Source organism: Eubacterium sp. F2, assembly GCF_046244355.1.
Lineage (GTDB): Bacteria > Bacillota > Clostridia > Peptostreptococcales > Anaerovoracaceae > Aminicella.
This window is the reverse complement of record NZ_CP176393.1, coordinates 1,268,209-1,283,009: the sequence shown is the minus strand read 5'-3', so window position 1 is coordinate 1,283,009 and position 14,801 is coordinate 1,268,209. Positions and strand designations below refer to the sequence as shown.

The following is a 14,801-nucleotide window of genomic DNA, read 5'->3' as shown; positions in this document are numbered from 1 at the left end:
CTTGCTCTTTGTTTTTTTGACAAAAATTTATCTCGCAAGAAAGCTGCCGGGATTTTTCTCTGCCTTTCCCTGACTTTCATAAAAATGCATACGAAAAAAGGCCGCAGGATGTAACATTTTACACCCCGCAGCCTGTCTGCGCACTATTCGTCTTTTCCGCTGCCGAGCCGGATTGCTGCCTGCGCCGCGGCAAGCCGCGCAACCGGAACACGGAATGGGGAACAGGAAACGTAGTTGATGCCGATTTCCTGGAAAAACTGAACACTGTCCTGGTCGCCGGTCTGCGCCCCGCATACGCCAAGTCTCAGATTCGGCTTGACCCTGCGGCCCAGAGTAATGGCACGCTGCATCATTTTTCCAACGCCTTCCCGGTCGATGGTCTTAAATGGATCATTGGGGAAAATGCCCTGATCAATGTATTCGCTGATCAGTCCTGCAGTGTCGCTCCGTGACAGTCCATACATCATCTGCGTCAGGTCATTCGTTCCAAAGGAGAAGGTATCCACGCTTTCTGCCAGCGCATCTGCACGCATGCAGGCACGCGGCACTTCCAGCATGCTGCCGATCCGGTACTCTATTTTATGTCCGGATTCTTTCATGACCTTCTGTGCGGTGCGGCTGATGACCTCTTTCACGGTGTTCAGTTCGTGGACGGAAATAACCAGCGGCACAACGATTTCCAGGTCCACCTGCCGCTTCATTTTTTCTTCTGCTTCTATTGCGGCTGAAATAATGGCTTCGGTCTGCATTTCCGCAATTTCCGGATGCATGATGCAGAGCCGGCAGCCGCGCCGGCCCAGCATCGGGTTGTTCTCCCGCAGGGAATCTGCCACTCTCTGCACACTTCCCACGGACAGGTCCGCTTCTTCCGCAAAGGCCGCCAGCTCTCTTCTGCTGTCCGGAAGGAAGTCCTGAAGCGGAAGGTCCAGAAGACGGATGCTGACCGGAAATCCTTCCATTACGGTGAAGATTTCATAATAGTCCGCGCGCTGGATCTGCTTGATTTCTTCCATGACTTCCCGGCGTTTTTCCGGGTCCTCGGTCAGGATCATGCGCTGGAAAAGCTGCAGGCGGTTTCCCTGATAGAACATATGCTCACTCCTGCAGAGTCCGATTCCTTCAGCGCCGAAATCCATTCCCTGCTTTGCTTCTTCCGGCGTATTGGCATTGGTCCGGACTTTCATGGTACGGAATTCATCGGCCCAGCCCATGATTTTTCCAAAATCTCCGGAAAGATCCGGCGGAATCATGTGAATCTGCCCTTCATACACGCGGCCGCGGAAACCGTTGATCGAAATATATTCGCCGCGGTAATAGGTTTTATCTCCTGCCTGCATGCTGTTTAAATCGTCGGCGATTTCCAGGTCATCCCCGACGGAAGTCACGCAAGCCTTTCCCATGGCTCTGGCGGCGCCGGAAGCATGGGAGGTTGTCGCTCCCCGCTGTGTCACGATTCCCGCGGAAGCGTAAATTCCCGCAAGATCCTCTGCATCCGTATCTTTCTGCACCAGAATAACCGGTTCGCCGATCTGATGCAGCTGAAGGGCCTGCTCCGCACTGAACACCAGCCTTCCGCAGGCACAGCCCGGAGATGCTTCAATCCCTTCTGCGATCACTTTGGCATCTTTTTCCTGTTCCGGGTCAAATCGGGGTGCCAGCAGATTTTCAATCGAAACCGGATCGATCCGAAGAACGGCGGTTTTACGGTCAATCAGGTTTTCACTGACCATATCAACTGCGGTTCTCACGGCTGCCTGAGCCGTTCTTCTTCCTCTCCGTGTCTGGAGTATATACAATTTCCCCTTCTGCACGGTAAATTCTGCGTACTGAAGATCTCTATACTGCGTTTCCAGAATCTCACAGATATGCTTCAGACGGTCGTAAACATCCGGAAAGGCCGCGCCCATAATGCTCAGCTCCATCGGCGTGCGGATGCCTCTCTGCATGTCGCTTCCCTTGGCATTGATCATGAACTCCCCGTAGAGACGCTTTTCTCCGCTCGTCGGATCTCTGCTCAGTACAACACCGGTTCCGCTGCTGCTTCCTGCATTTCCGTAAACCATAGCCTGAACGGTAATCGCCTCTCCCGGTTCATCCGGAATCTGACGGATCTTACGATAGGAGACGACATCCGGTGACATCCACTGCCGTAAAAGTGCAAGAATACCATTTTCCAGCTGCTCGATCGGGTCTTCCGGGACATCTGCTCCTGTTTCTTCATGAATCAGATTCCGGTATTCCTCTTCCAGATCCTCCAGCTCTCCGATGGAAAGGAGATCATCCTTGTCCGTGCAGAACTGTCCGCTTTTCTGAGTATACAGATCGATGAATTTATCTTCATCGACTCCCATAACCAGACTGCTGTAAGAAGCGAGGAAGTCCAGCATGTTATTCAGCGCAAAACGCTTATCGCCGGTCATTTTCTCCAGCGCATTCACTGTGTCCCGGTTCAGGCCGAGATTCAGTATGGTTTTCAGCGCTCCGTTCATCGGCACCGGTGCACTTCCCCTGACCGCAAGCAGAAGCGGATTTTCCGGATCGCCCAGATTTTTCCCTGTTACATCTTCCAGCTCAGAAACTTTGGCGCAGATCTCTGCGCGAACAGCGGGATCCATTTTCCCTCCATTTTCATAGAATCTGGAGCAGGCTTCCGTGCTGATCGTGAACCCGAACGGAACCGGAATGCCGATCTTGGTCATTTCTGCCAGATTGGCACCCTTCTCGCCCAGGATCTCTGTCATCTCACTGGATCCCTCATTTAAGGAATAGACTAATTTCTTATCCAAACCAAAGCCTCACTACTAACGCATCACTGCCGGAGACGCCGCACCCCGGAAGCATTCAACAGCGTCTTTTGAAAAAAGCGGCACGGAATCCCCCAGTGCCGCTTTTACATAAACAATCTTAAAATACGAGTTTTTCTTCAATATAGCTGCGGACTTCATCAATCGGCAGTCTGATCTGCTCCATCGTATCTCTGTCACGAATGGTTACACAGTGGTCTTCTGCCGTCTGGAAATCGACACAGATGCAGAACGGTGTTCCGATCTCATCCTGACGTCTGTAACGCTTTCCGATGGATCCTGTAACATCGTAATCTACATTGAAATACTTTGACAGTTCTTCATATACAGGTTCTGCCTGATCGCCGAGCTTCTTAGCCAGCGGAAGAACAGCAGCCTTGAACGGAGCCAGAGCCGGATGGAAATGCATAACCGTACGCACATCCTTCTTACCCTTGTCGTTCTCCATCTCCTGCTCTTCATATGCATCAACGAGGAAGGCCAGAACGGCACGGTCAGCACCGACAGACGGCTCGATGCAGTAAGGAATATAGGAGGTTCTGTCCTTTCCTTCTCCCTCGGTGTAAGTCAGTTCCTCTTCAGAATACTCAGTGTGACGGCCCAGGTCGAAGTCTGTACGGTCTGCGATTCCCCACAGCTCGCCCCATCCGAACGGGAAGTAGTACTCAATATCCGTTGTCATGGAACTGTAGTGAGAAAGCTCTTCCTTCTCATGGTCTCTCAGACGCAGCTTGTCATCGTTCATGCCGAGACTGAGCAGGAACTTATGCGCATACTCTCTCCAGTATTCGAACCACTTCGGATCTTCTCCCGGCTTGCAGAAGAACTCAAGCTCCATCTGCTCGAACTCTCTGGTACGGAAGGTGAAGTTTCCAGGAGTAATCTCATTTCTGAAGGCTTTTCCGATCTGTCCGATTCCGAACGGGAGCTTCTTTCTGGTCGTTCTCTGTACATTCTTGAAATTGACAAAAATTCCCTGTGCAGTTTCCGGACGAAGATAGATCTGAGAAGTTGTATCCTCAGTAACGCCCTGGAAAGTCTTGAACATCAGGTTGAACTGACGGATCGGCGTGAATTCTGTAGAACCGCAGTCCGGACACTTGATTCCGTGCTCCCTGATGTAGCTTTCCATCTTTTCATTCGGCCATCCGTCGACGATAATCTCCGGAAGATTGTTATCGAAGACATACTGCTCAATCAGTTTGTCCGCACGCCATCTCGCATGGCATTTCTTACAGTCAATCAGTGGATCACTGAAACCGCCGACGTGTCCGGAAGCTTCCCATACCTTTGGATTCATCAGAATCGCCGCGTCCAGGCCGACATTGTATTTATTCTCCTGAACGAATTTTTTCCACCATGCCTTTTTGACGTTGTTCTTCAGTTCCACGCCAAGAGGACCGTAATCCCAGGTATTGGCAAGGCCGCCGTAAATTGCAGAACCCGGATAAACAAATCCGCGGTTCTTGGCCAGCGCTACAATTTTTTCCATCGTGACTTCACTGCTCATAATTCCCAACTTTCTGTGCTTCTATTAACCATTGCTTGTGAATGCAGATGCCGAACTTTTCAAGCCCGGCATCCTTTCATCTGCATAAACTGCAGCATCATTCTCTTATTCTGCGCCGTTATCCTCATCTTCTGACGGGGCAGGCTCTTCCTGAGCGGATTCCTCAGGCTGATCATCTTCAGCATCATCCTCAGAATTTTCATCCTGTGATTCAGCCGGCTGATCATCGCGGAACCACTCCTCGTCGAACTCTTCCTCATCGACATAAGGCTCGTCATCATCCGCGCTTCCCTTGACTTTCTCAACCATCTCAGAAACGCTGTTTGTAACAGTCTCAACGACTTCCGGCGTCTTCTCCTTTACCGTCTGAGCCGCCTTGCTTCCGGCTTCTACAGCGCCGGCAGCAATTTCTTCTGCCTTGTCACTGAGGCTGATTACAGACCCGTCATCCTTGATTAAGTCGACTGTGCACTTGAATCCGAATGCAGCCAGTACGCCGAGGAGAACGCCCCATGGTGCGATCACAACGCCCAGGATGCCGGCATTCAGCGGAAGATTCAGTACGGTGTCTCCATCGTGGCGTACCTCGATCTTCGTGACATTTCCGCGCTTTACGACTTCCTTTACCTTATCCATGAGCGCGGTACCTTTGGCGCCGATTTTTCTGGTGGAGGTCATCTCGTCGATATTCTCTTCGATAGCGACGATGGCATCAACAACATTGCCGTCCGCCTTCTCCAGTGCTTCTTTTGCCTCTTTATACGTTACGCCTGTTCTGTCCTTGACCAGTTCAATTTTTTCTAATGTAATCCCCATGTTCAGACCTCCCTGCATTCTTCTGCTCCTCCTCTAAAAAGCCTTCGCTTTTCAGCTTCCGGATGTCCAGATGATATGCTAAATACTGCCTTACGACTTCCTGAATCTTCCCTGCCGTCTGCTCTTTCAGTGCGGCATTCCGAAATGTCTTCAGGTTATGGTTCATAAAATACTCTATGGTTCTAATAATACCAAAATCCACCCTATAAATCAAACGCTCCTGCTGCTTTTCAGAAAGCTTCTTCCTGCATGCTCTGCAGAGAAGCCCGCCGTCCGGAACACTGAACCACTGCAGCTCATCCGGCCTTCCGCAGCTCACACAGTGAGAAAGCTCAGCACGGACACCCATCTGATCCAGAAGATGAATTTCATAGGCGATCAGAAGGGTCAGGTATTTACCGCTGCGCGCGCAGAGCATATCCAGAAACTCCGACAGCAGCCTGAAAATTTCCGGAACGGGAACATTTTCTGAAACAACGCGGTCCGTAAGCTCCAGGGCATAAGACGCGTAAAGATACTTCTCTACATCCTCACCGAGTTCATAGTGGGTGCGCACAATTTCTGCGTGAAGGAGATCGTAAGAATTTCTCCTTGCGATAATCCTGGCGCGGATATGGGAAAAAGGCGCCGTAACTTCTGTCCTTGTCTTTTTACCTTTTGTCCGCTCCCACATGCCCGTGCTGATCTTTCCGTACCGATCCGTCAGCAGAACGACCATTTTCCGGCCATTGGCGATGGAGAACTGCCGCAGAACGACCGCCTCGACCATGACATTCCCTGCCATCTGTGCTATTTCTTCTCCACGTAGCCGAATTCCGTCAGTGCCGAACGTGAATCTCTCCATCCCTCGCGTACCTTGACGAACAGTTCCAGGTAGATCTTAATGCCCAGCAGCGCTTCCAGCTCCTCGCGGGCGGCCTTTCCGATACCTTTCAGCTTCTTTCCGCCTTTTCCGATGATGATGCCCTTATGGGACTTCTTCTCGCAGTAGATGACCGCGCTGATGCGGATGATATTCTTATCTTCCTTGAAGGACTCGACTTCTACGGCGATGCCGTGCGGAACCTCTTCATTCAGATACTTCAGCGCCTTCTCGCGGATCACCTCACTGACCAGAAAACGCTCTGTGTAATCCGTGACCATGTCGTCCGGAAAATACATCGGGCCTTCCTGCATGCAGTCCTCGATGCACTGGGTCAGTTCCTTCACGTTGTCGCCTCTGAGCGCGCTGGTGCCGTAGATCTCCCTGAACATTCCCGTTTTCTCGAAAGTATTGTAGATCTTCAGGTATTCCTCCGGCTGCATCTGGTCCGTCTTATTAATGACGAGAATCTTCGGCGTATGTACCTTCTGCAGCATCTCGACGATATGCTCATTTCCGTGTCCCTTCATGGAATGTTCGTCCACGAGGAAGAGAATGAGATCGACCTCGGACAGCGTGTTTTCCGCCATTTCATCCATGGCCTCGCCCAGACGGTTTCTGCTCTTATGAATGCCCGGCGTGTCCACGAACACCATCTGCACGCCCTCGTCATCGCTGCCGTTTGTTCCCGGTTTTCTGGTGTAAATTCCGCGGATGCTGTTTCTGGTGGTCTGCGGCTTATCAGCAGTTATGGCGATCTTTTCCCCCAGAATTGCGTTCATCAGCGTTGATTTTCCGACATTCGGTCTTCCTACTATTCCAATAAATCCTGATTTCAATCGTTTACCTCTCTTTTTCCGGAAGGACAAAGTCTGAAGGGAGCAAGGCGGATAGCCGCTCTGCCTTTAAACGGGCTTCATCTTCTCCGTAAATGACAATCATATCCTTAGAAAACTCTGTAAAAAACTGCCTGCAGACTCCGCACATGGAGGCTTCGCCGTCCGGCGACGCAACGGCAATGGCGGTAAACTTCCTGTATCCTGCGGTCACAGCCTGCACCCCGGCAGAACGCTCCGCGCAGATTCCGGCAGGATAGGACGCGTTTTCTACATTCACTCCGGTAAATATCTGTCCGTCTTCTGCAAGCAGGGCCGCACCCACGTGATAATGGGAATAGGGCGCGTAAGCATTGCGGCTGGCTTCCATGGCCTTCCGGAACAGGGACGTTTTCTGCTCTTCTGTAAGGGCACCTTCTCCCTCTTCTTTCCGGTCTGTTCTTCTCGGAATTCCAAGCTCATCCATGATCTCTTCTTCCCTTGCCCGCATGACTTTTTTCTCCTCCTCCTGCATGTGGTCGTAGCCCAGGAGATGCAGAATGCTGTGGACGAAGAGATAGATCAGCTCACGCTCGAAGGAATGGCCGAACTCTTCAGCCTGCTGCCGGGCGCGGTCTCTGCAGATCACGACATCGCCGAGCTCGCAGGTGCCGATCATGTCAATGACATCCTGGATCTCATCCGCCCCCTCATACTGCGGAAAAGACAGGACATCGGTCACGCGGTCCACACCGCGGTATTCCCGGTTCAGGGTGTGGATTTCATCCCCGGAGACGAAGCTGACGCTGACCTCACAGCTGTCCTCATCCAGGCCTTCTTTCTTCACGCAGAGGGATGCTGCTTTTTTCATGGTTTCCAGAAGTTCTTCAGAGACCTGATTTTCCTGATCAAAATAGATCTGCATGCTGCTGCCTCCTTCTACTTTCTGTCATCGCCGCGGGTTTCCGGATGGCGGTGATAATATTCATCATAGGCCTTGATGATCCTCTTGACCATCTCATGACGGACGACGTCCACGTCTTTCAGATAGCAGAAGTCGATGCCCTTTACCCCTTTCAGGATATGCTCGGCGTCGATCAGGCCGCTCTTCTTTCCTCTCGGCAGGTCGATCTGTGTGACGTCTCCGGTGATAACCATGCGGGAGCCGAATCCCATACGGGTCAGAAACATCTTCATCTGCTCTCTCGTGGTGTTCTGCGCCTCATCCAGAATGATGAAGGCATCATCCAGGGTTCTTCCTCTCATGTAGGCGAGCGGAACGACCTCGATGATTTCCTTTTCCTGAAGAGAAATGGCCTTCTCCCGGCCCAGAACGTCGTACAGGGCGTCATACAGCGGGCGCAGGTAGGGATCTACCTTTTCCTGCAGGTCTCCCGGAAGGAATCCCAGGTTTTCTCCGGCCTCTACCGCAGGACGGGTCAGAATGATTCTCTGGACCTTCTTGGCTTTCAGCGCAGTGCAGGCCATCGCGACGGCGATATAGGTCTTTCCGGTTCCTGCCGGACCGATCGCAAAGGTTACATCGCGCTTCTTCATGCTGTCCACGTAGCGTTTCTGGCCGATCGTCTTCGGCCTGATCGGTTTTCCCTGTGTCGTAAAGCAGATGATGTCGGACGCGACATTATTCTCTGAATAGGATACGCCCTGTGTCTTCAGCTGGATGACGTAATTTACCTTCTGAGAATCGAGAACTTCTCCTCTCTGAATCATATCCATCAGTTCATGGAGAATGCCGGCCGCAAGAGCGGTGCTTTCCTCACTGTCGCCCTTGACGAGCAGATTGTCGCCGCGCTGAAGAATCTGCGCGGATGCGGCATCCTGAATCAGATGAATGTTATAGTCCATGTTTCCAAAAAGCTCTTCTCTGTCCAGTCCGTCCGGAACGGGAATGCGGGTAAATCCCTGAGAGCGGGAAATTCTGCCTCCCGTCTTCTGTGGTGCTGCTTCTTCCTTTTTCCCTTCACGCTGTCCCGGTTCTGCTGTCTGCCCGGCTGTATCTTCCGGCGCTGCTGAAAACGCGCGGAACATGAAACGATGATCTTCCGTCAATCTTGTCAAAATCCTGTATTCTCCTCTTCTTTCATAGTCTCTGCCGCAGGCATCTGCCTGATCTGCGTGTCCTGCGGGATCTGCCCGGAAAATGCCGGATTTCTGCTGCCTTCCGCAGCTCCTTCCGAAGCAGCATCTTCTTACGGACAGAAAACGATCTTCTTTTTATTTTATACTATTGATACCCTTCTGTGTCATCAATATCTATATTTCTATAAAAAAAGACCAGGCAGCGGTTCCCCGCTGCCCGGACATTCAATTTTACTCTTCAGAAAGAAAATCAGAAACAACTTCACGAACATCATTGCCGTCTGCGCGGCCTTTCAGTTCCTTCATAGTGCAGCCCATCAGTCTGCCCATGCTCTTCTTCGATCTTTCAATGTTCTGCGCGGACGCGATCTTCTCGACCTCCGCACGGATCTCGTCTTTAGAAAGCATCTTCGGAAGATACCGCTCAAGAACCTCGATTTCCTGGTTATATGCATCTTTCAGGTCTGTTCTTCCTGCTTTTTCAAAATCAGCGAGGGCATCTTTACGCATCTTCACCTGCTTCTGCAGGATCTGCACGATACCTTGATCATCCAGTTCTTCACGATTATCGATCTCATACTGCTTGATCGCAGCTCTTGCCATACTGATCGTATTCCTGGCGACGTTGTCATGTGCCTTCATGGCCTGCTTGAAGTCGTTCATCAACTGTTCTTTTAAGCCCATTCTCTCACCTCGATTCAGCTGATCAGGTGCTTAAAAGACTAATACTTTCTAGCCTTTTTTCTAGCAGCTTCAGACTTCTTCTTTCTCTTTACGCTCGGCTTCTCGTAGTGCTCTCTCTTTCTGACCTCAGCCATGACGCCGTCTCTTGCGCATGATCTCTTGAATCTCTTCAGAGCGCTCTCCAAGCTTTCATTTTCTCTTACGAATACCTGTGCCATTCCTGATTCACCTCCCGCCCATTTTATTATTAAAGCAGTGAACAGCACTAGCAATAACACTATATTAGTATACTATTTTGCAGAAATCTTTACAAGAGTTTTTTGAACGCAGATGCTGTCAAGAGCTAGTGGAGCAGGAAGTGACATCCTAAGCTTATTGAACGTAAGTTCTGTACGCAGCCTGACGTCTGGACTTCTGAGCGCCTCGCTGCCAGACGATCGACGGCCTGACTCCGGAGGGCCGGCGGAGTCGGAAGCGTGAGCATGCGCGAAGGGAGCCGGGAGGCGTTCCAGGCACAAGCTGCGTACAAGCTTACGAAAAAACTGGAGATCAGTCAACAAAACTCCCACTGGCTCTTGACAGCATTCCACTGCAGAAAAAATACAGCCGCCTTTCTGAATCAATGCTATAATAAAAGATAGAATTATCTGCCGTATGAAAAAATTGGCAGAGGAAAGGAGCATCGAGTATGTCAGACTGTTTATTCTGCGGAATCGCAAATCACGAGATTCCATCAGAAATCGTCTATGAAGACGATAAGATCTGCGTCTATAAGGATATTCAGCCGCAGGCTCCGGTTCATGTCCTCATGATCCCGAAGAAGCACATCGCTTCTCTGGACGACACCACGGATGAAGACCAGGAGCTCCTCGGCTACATGATGTGCAAGGTCAAGGACATCGTCAAGCTGATGGGCATCACCGACGGCTACCGTGTCGTCAGCAACAATGGTGATGACGCACAGCAGACGGTAAAGCACCTGCATCTGCATATCCTGGGAAAGCGCAAATTCACCTGGCCGCCAGGCTAAACCATAAGGGAAGAAGGCAAAAGCGCCGCTCTGGTGGTTTCTTTTCAGAAACGGCTGAAGGCGGCGCTTTTTTCTTGCCTTTTTTCTTTTGTCAGACTCTATTCTGCAACGGCTTCTGCCAGCATGCCGTCCTTAAACGGCTGCAGCAGCCGGACCTTCACGAACTGGTTGAACATAGACGGGTCTCCGCGGAAATATGTGCGGATGTAGTTGTCTGTATATCCGGTCACCCACTGGCTTCCCGCCTGCCCGTCTGCACCCTTCCGGAGCACCTCCGAACCGGCAGCCTCCGTCTCGTTTTCCATGCCCTGGGATTCTCCGGTGATCGGGTCCTGGGCAAATTCTTCCACCAGAACAATGCGCTCATCACCCTCACAGGCACGGAAAAAGCGGTCTGCCGCCTCCCCGGCCTCTGCAATCAGGCGCCGGCTCCGGTCTGCCTTCACGGTCCCGTCGATCTGGTCTTTCCTCTCTGCGGCCGGTGTTCCCGTTCTCTGCGAATACTTGAAGACGTGGGTCTTGCAGAAGGACAGACGCCTGGTGATGTCCATGCTGTCCTGGAAATCTTCTTCCGTCTCGCCCGGGAATCCGACGATAATATCTGTGGAAAGCCCGTAATGCGGGTCGAATTTCCGGAGTTCTTCTGCAATCGCCAGGAATTCTTCTCTGCTGTAGCCCCTGTTCATGGCGTCGAGCACCTGGTCAGATCCGCTCTGCAGGGCCAGATGAAGGTGGTGGCAGAGTTTTTCATACGGGAAGAGCTTCTTTACGTATTCTGCGTCGATAACCGTCGGCTCCAGGGAGCTCAGGCGGATGCGGAAGTTTCCCGAAATGCTGTTCAGCTCCCCGATCAGCTCGGCCGCACCGTCGTAGCCCAGATCCCGCCCGTAGTAAGCGGTGTTGATTCCCGTCAGCACGATCTCCTTATAGCCTTTTGCGACGAGGCGCTCTACCTCCTCGCGGATTTCTTCCTTGCGGCGGCTCCGGATGGTTCCCCTCGCGTAAGGGATAATGCAGTAGGTGCAGAAATGGGTGCAGCCTTCCTGAATTTTAATGAAGGCGCGGGTTCTGCCCTCCATGCCGGAGATTTCACCCATTTCCTCATAGGTGTTCAGTTCGCTGTAGTCCTTTACTGCGGACAGGACATCACCGGTTTTCCCTTCTTCAGCCCCCTGCGCCTTATTTTTTCCGGCAAAATATTCCTGTACAAGGGGAAGAACGGCATGTTTTTCGTCCGTACCTGCGACGATCTGCACGCCCTCGATCTCCGCCACTTCTTCCGGCTTGATCTGCGCATAGCAGCCGGTAACGGCAACAACGGCATCCGGGTTGATTTTCCGGCAGCGGCGGATAAACTGGCGTGACTTGCGGTCGGCCAGATTGGTGACCGTGCAGGTGTTTACAACGTAAACATCCGCCTTTTCCTCTTCATCCACGATGGTGAATCCGGCCTTCGCAAACTGCTCTTTCATCGATTCTGTTTCATACTGATTGACTTTACATCCAAGTGTGTGAAAGGCTGCTTTCATTCCTTCTCCATTCTCATTTCCGATAATTTCTCTTCTGATCCGGCTAAAAGGCCGCGCCCTCCTGAGAGCTGGCGGCTTTTAGGATTCCTTCTGAAATACCATGGCGCTCCATTCGCCTTTTTCCTGCTTTTCGACGAGAGAAAGTCCGGCTTCTGTTACGGCCTTCTCAACCATGTCTTCTTTCTCCGTCAGAATCCCGGAGGCGATGAAGACGCCGTTTTCATGCAGGTGTGCCGCGATGCCCTCTGCCAGCATGCAGATCAGCTCGGCCATCAGATTTCCGACGATCAGGTCCGCTTCATAGTCCACGCCCTTCGTGAGGTCTCCGTATTCAGCCCTGGCGGTCTTTTCACAGTGGTTGACAGAAATGTTCTCCTGCGCAACGCGGACTGCGTCAAGGTCGACATCGACTCCCAGAACCTCTCCTGCTCCCAGAAGCGCCGCGGCAATGGACAGAATGCCGGAGCCTGTACCGGCGTCCAGAACCTTTGTGCCCTCCTGCAGATATTTCTCCAGCAGGGCCAGGCACATGGATGTGGTCTCATGGGTTCCCGTTCCGAAGGCCATGCCCGGGTCAATGGTGATAATTTTCTCACCTTCCTGCGGCTCATAGTTTTCCCAGCTCGGGCAGACCACCAGATGCTCGCTGACGTGAAAAGGCTTAAAATACGCCTTCCACTTATCCTTCCAGTCTGCGTCGTCCCGGATCTGTTCTGTAATTTTCATGGAGCCCAGATCCACATCCGGACCGTACATGCCGGCTTTCACATCGTCTGCGACCCTCTGCAGGACTTCCTTCATCGTGTCTGCCTGCTTTCTTCCTTCCTCTCCTTCCGGGAAATAGGAGGAGACACGCGGCGCCTCTTCCATCTTGTGAACGACACTCTCTTCAATGTAATCCCATTCATAAGATTCTTTCTTGTCCATGATTTCTTCAACATCACGCGGGTCACTGACCTCTGTATCGCTGATTCCCGCGGCATCAAGCGCCGCTGTCAGAAGCTCAATGCCCGTCTCCGATGTCTCACAGCTGACCTCAATATATCTCATGTGCATTCCTCCGTATTTTCTGCGCGTCCGGAAAGTTTCTTTCCTCCGCGCGATTTCGTCTATTAAATTCCGAAGTTAAAAATTTAGTATCATCCTTGCTGTCACTATAAACATGTTATTTTACCACCGTATGTAATGTTTGTATAGTATTTTTTACAATGCATACTTCCAATTAATGTAAATCTGTGTTATACTTTTTATGTATAGGAGATGTATGCCTTGAAATTACAATGTATTGACGTATTTAAAAATTTTATAGAAAGGGGATGTTCGTTGAATGTATAACATAGGCGACCTGATCATGTATGGAGGAACAGGAGTCTGCGAAGTTAAGGATATCACCAGACCGGATTTCGGCGGCACACAAGTAAAGCAGGATTACTACATTCTTCAGCCGCTCTATCAGAGCGGAACGATTTACGCGCCGGTAGACAACGAAAAGGTCTTCAGCCGTCCGGTCATTTCCGCACAGGAAGCTGACGATCTGATTTCCATCATCCCGGAAGTTCATACAGAAATATATAAGAGCAGCAGCACACAGCAGCTGACCAAGCATTATCAGTCCGTCATCGATACCCATAAGACGGTAGACCTGATCCGTCTGGCAAAATCCATCCGCAAGAAGATGGATGCCGCGCATAAGCAGAACCGCCACCTGGGACAGATCGATAAGAAGTTCATGAAGCGTGCAGAAGACCTTCTCTATGGAGAACTGGCCGCAGCGCTGGAAATCCCGCGTGACGACGTAGAAGACTATATCCAGGAACGCCTGAATGGAAAGAACGAGACAGACCGTTAAGTCTGCCCCCCTCTTTATCCAGGCCGGCCGCCGGACCGGCAGAATCTCTTCACTGAGCTAAAGAGTAAAAGAGCCAGCGGCAGAGATAACACGATAATCCGGTAAATAAGTAAATACGACCTCAATGGCCTGCCTGTTTACTCACACAGACAGCACAGACCATCATCTTATTATTTTCCCCGCCGGCGAAGAGCATGTGCTCTTGCGTCGGTATTTTTTACTTTAAAGTCCGCGGCTATAAGAAAGTTAATGGCAAAACCCTCTGGACGAAGTACAGTAAGGTAAAATCTGTCCGAGTAAAATAGAAACACCTATAAAGAACAGCAAGGGCCGCCGCGCCAGACATGAACGAACAATGGCGCGGCGGCCCGTTTTCCTATTACCAGATTCCATGGGTGTCAAATATCTCGAGACATATGGAAATTTTCTCCCATCTTTTTCTCTAAAAATTCCCCCAGCATTTCTCACAGCACGGATAAGCCTCTAATCACAGAAATTCGTTGGTAAAAATCAAGAAAAACGATATCCTGTACCAACGCGGAAAATATTTTGGTAAAATTGAATAATAATCATGATTCATCCCAACAAATTGTACAATTTTTAGCACATGCCAAATGTCTGTTTTTCGAAATCTGTGATTATAAAATTTCGCGTATACATATACACTATTACATACATCTGGCTCGCATAAAATATAACATGACGAACGATTTTTCAGAATAAATTGCAAAGTGTTTGGGCAAAAGCCCTCCAAATTACGCATTTTTACCAACATACATCCCGACCAGTAAAGTAAGTTTTA

Annotated in this window: 13 protein-coding genes; 2 read left to right on the top strand and 11 right to left on the bottom strand. The window is 50.8% G+C overall.

The features are described 5' to 3' along the window. Positions 1 to 143 precede the first annotated feature (143 nt). The 9 genes from ppdK to rpsU form a co-directional block, all read right to left on the bottom strand. Positions 144 to 2,786 carry a pyruvate, phosphate dikinase gene (gene ppdK, locus ACI77B_RS05310; protein ID WP_409335868.1) on the bottom strand — a complete coding sequence of 881 codons (2,643 nt, stop codon included), beginning with the start codon at positions 2,784 to 2,786 and terminating at the stop codon, positions 144 to 146. 118 nt (positions 2,787 to 2,904) lie between these two features. Further along, positions 2,905 to 4,314 carry a glycine--tRNA ligase gene (locus tag ACI77B_RS05305; protein ID WP_409335867.1) on the bottom strand — a complete coding sequence of 470 codons (1,410 nt, stop codon included), beginning with the start codon at positions 4,312 to 4,314 and terminating at the stop codon, positions 2,905 to 2,907. 105 nt (positions 4,315 to 4,419) lie between these two features. Continuing rightward, the gene (locus tag ACI77B_RS05300; protein WP_409335866.1) at positions 4,420 to 5,130 is read right to left on the bottom strand and encodes a DUF4342 domain-containing protein; all 711 of its coding nucleotides are present in this window, start codon (positions 5,128 to 5,130) and stop codon (positions 4,420 to 4,422) included. After that, entirely contained in the window at positions 5,105 to 5,914 is an 810-nt protein-coding gene (recO, locus tag ACI77B_RS05295) for a DNA repair protein RecO (protein ID WP_409335865.1), read from the bottom strand. Before recO ends, ACI77B_RS05300 begins: the two co-directional genes overlap by 26 nt. Before the next feature lie 5 nt (positions 5,915 to 5,919). Beyond that, entirely contained in the window at positions 5,920 to 6,831 is a 912-nt protein-coding gene (era, locus tag ACI77B_RS05290) for a GTPase Era (RefSeq protein ID WP_409335864.1), read from the bottom strand. Between the two features lie 4 nt (positions 6,832 to 6,835). After that, entirely contained in the window at positions 6,836 to 7,732 is an 897-nt protein-coding gene (gene ybeY / locus ACI77B_RS05285) for an rRNA maturation RNase YbeY (protein WP_409335863.1), read from the bottom strand. Positions 7,733 to 7,746: 14 nt separating this feature from the next. Next, on the bottom strand, positions 7,747 to 8,673 hold the full coding sequence (locus tag ACI77B_RS05280; protein ID WP_409337699.1) for a PhoH family protein: 927 nt from the start codon (positions 8,671 to 8,673) through the stop codon (positions 7,747 to 7,749). A 465-nt stretch (positions 8,674 to 9,138) separates the two neighbouring features. Then, positions 9,139 to 9,591 carry a GatB/YqeY domain-containing protein gene (locus tag ACI77B_RS05275; protein WP_409335862.1) on the bottom strand — a complete coding sequence of 151 codons (453 nt, stop codon included), beginning with the start codon at positions 9,589 to 9,591 and terminating at the stop codon, positions 9,139 to 9,141. A 38-nt stretch (positions 9,592 to 9,629) separates the two neighbouring features. Continuing rightward, positions 9,630 to 9,809, bottom strand: coding sequence for a 30S ribosomal protein S21 (gene rpsU / locus ACI77B_RS05270; RefSeq protein ID WP_090163239.1), 180 nt, complete (start codon positions 9,807 to 9,809; stop codon positions 9,630 to 9,632). Between the two features lie 470 nt (positions 9,810 to 10,279). Here rpsU and ACI77B_RS05265 point away from each other — a divergent pair, with 470 nt between their 5' ends. Continuing rightward, positions 10,280 to 10,621 carry a histidine triad nucleotide-binding protein gene (locus ACI77B_RS05265; RefSeq protein WP_178263889.1) on the top strand — a complete coding sequence of 114 codons (342 nt, stop codon included), beginning with the start codon at positions 10,280 to 10,282 and terminating at the stop codon, positions 10,619 to 10,621. Positions 10,622 to 10,719: 98 nt separating this feature from the next. On the opposite strand, the gene mtaB is transcribed toward ACI77B_RS05265, so the two are convergent. Further along, on the bottom strand, positions 10,720 to 12,150 hold the full coding sequence (gene mtaB, locus ACI77B_RS05260) for a tRNA (N(6)-L-threonylcarbamoyladenosine(37)-C(2))-methylthiotransferase MtaB (RefSeq protein WP_409335861.1): 1,431 nt from the start codon (positions 12,148 to 12,150) through the stop codon (positions 10,720 to 10,722). Positions 12,151 to 12,228: 78 nt separating this feature from the next. Further along, positions 12,229 to 13,200, bottom strand: coding sequence for a 50S ribosomal protein L11 methyltransferase (gene prmA, locus ACI77B_RS05255; protein WP_409335860.1), 972 nt, complete (start codon positions 13,198 to 13,200; stop codon positions 12,229 to 12,231). A 277-nt stretch (positions 13,201 to 13,477) separates the two neighbouring features. Between prmA and ACI77B_RS05250 the strand changes: the two genes are divergently transcribed. Continuing rightward, positions 13,478 to 13,999, top strand: coding sequence for a CarD family transcriptional regulator (locus ACI77B_RS05250; RefSeq protein ID WP_409335859.1), 522 nt, complete (start codon positions 13,478 to 13,480; stop codon positions 13,997 to 13,999). Positions 14,000 to 14,801: the final 802 nt, after the last annotated feature.